The organism is Weissella oryzae SG25, from assembly GCF_000691805.2.
Lineage (GTDB): Bacteria > Bacillota > Bacilli > Lactobacillales > Lactobacillaceae > Weissella > Weissella oryzae.
Genome location: NZ_DF820522.1, coordinates 1 through 1586, shown reverse-complemented (window position 1 = coordinate 1586; position 1586 = coordinate 1). Strand labels below are relative to the sequence as shown.

Annotated in this window: 3 protein-coding genes; all 3 read left to right on the top strand. The window is 37.4% G+C overall.

The features are described from left to right. Positions 1 to 34: 34 nt before the first annotated feature. The 3 genes from TT13_RS10810 (at position 35) to TT13_RS10800 (ending at position 1286) form a co-directional block, all read left to right on the top strand. Positions 35 to 520, top strand: coding sequence for an ArpU family phage packaging/lysis transcriptional regulator (locus TT13_RS10810; protein ID WP_045477367.1), 486 nt, complete (start codon positions 35 to 37; stop codon positions 518 to 520). A 235-nt stretch (positions 521 to 755) separates the two neighbouring features. Next, positions 756 to 1028 carry a DUF2829 domain-containing protein gene (locus TT13_RS10805; protein ID WP_045477366.1) on the top strand — a complete coding sequence of 91 codons (273 nt, stop codon included), beginning with the start codon at positions 756 to 758 and terminating at the stop codon, positions 1026 to 1028. Between the two features lie 12 nt (positions 1029 to 1040). Beyond that, a complete protein-coding gene (locus TT13_RS10800) occupies positions 1041 to 1286 on the top strand; it encodes a DUF6275 family protein (protein WP_027699951.1) in 246 nt (81 codons plus the stop codon). Positions 1287 to 1586 lie beyond the last annotated feature (300 nt).

Sequence of the window (1586 nt, the reverse complement as noted above, 5' to 3'; positions counted from 1 at the left end):
TAGTAACTTTATTTTATCATGGAGGGCGTAGGTTGTGGCACTGTTACCAGAATTAGATGAAGCAAGAACTGTTGAAAAAGCTAGGTACTTTTTTGATAAAGAATTACCTACGATTAAAAGAATGGCTCATAAATCTTATGTTGATGTTAAGTCACCAATCATCAGTGGCATGCCTTCAAGTCGTAGCATTAACAATGCAACTGATGAGAAGTTAACTAACCACGCTTACGCTGAAATGATTTTAGATGAAGTTATTGAAGCATGTAAGACTATGAAGTTTCCACATAGAGATATTATCGAATTGAGATATTTCAAAATGGTGAAGTGGAATAAGATATTCGAACAAATGGGTTATTCTGAAAGCCGAGGTTACCAACTTATTCGAGAAGCATTTTTACAATTTGCTTGGGCGTTTGCTGATGTTGAAGATTTAAGAGTATTTGTCCTCGAGGGTGCAAAAGATAAAAGTAAGCCTGAAACACCTTTTGACCCAGAGAGTTCAGAATATAATTATAGGTAGAGTGGAAATTCATTGTAGGCACGGTGGAGTAAAACCGTTGTATTATGATATTGTTCAAAAATTGAATAACAGCAGTGAACGGAATAAGTAACGTATAGCATGACAGGAACTCTGCTTGCTATTATTCTGGCAACGAGAAATCAGAATTACTGTAAGGTGCAAATCCTTACCTGCTGTATATGGAGCTGATAGAAATATCGGCTCTTTTATTTTGCAATCAGATGGAGGATATATGATGAACAAGTTTAAAGGATTAGATTTTGGCCAGGCATTGGAACAATTGCGAGCAGGAAAGAATGTTGCTCGTAGAGGTTGGAATGGTAGTGGCATTTATATCGGTTTGCATAAGCCAGTCAACGAGTTTATGACACAAGAGTTCATCTATATCAATACAACTGGGCTTATTACAGATAATGATGAGTCGCCTAAGTCATTAGTGCCCTGGTTGGCTAGTCAAACAGACATGCTGGCCAACGACTGGGTAGTTGTAGCTGCACGTTCAAAGTAAAGGGGGCTTAGAATGAATAACGTTGAATTTAATGCGCTCATCATTGATAAGACAATTGAATATTTTAAGAAACAAGGTATTGAACTTTCTGAATCAGATATATTTGTTTCATGGATGGTTAAGAATCTTCAAAACAACAAGGCTGTTGTAGGCGTTCCACAAAACGGTATGTATCTAGAGTTCTCATACAACGGTGATAAGAATCAACTGTATGTGGATGTGTACGACAAGCGCGAAAACGTTAGCGTTCAGCTTTAATTAATTTTACATATTGGGTGGTCCCGTCTAGCACTTTGAAACAAGGTGCTAAGTCGGACCCGTCAAATTACAGGTAGCAATCACTAGATTGTTGCCTTTTTATTTTGCAATGAAAGGTGGTGAGAGTGGTGGAAGTTGGAACAAACAAGCGAGTTAGGTATTCAGCAACACCTGTAAACAAGCTTAGTGACACTGAATCAATATTTATCTTTGAACTTATTAAGAACGGTAAACAATTGAATACGTCAGATGATACAGCCGTGGTTTCTATTAAGAATGCTAGCGGCTTTTTAATTGATG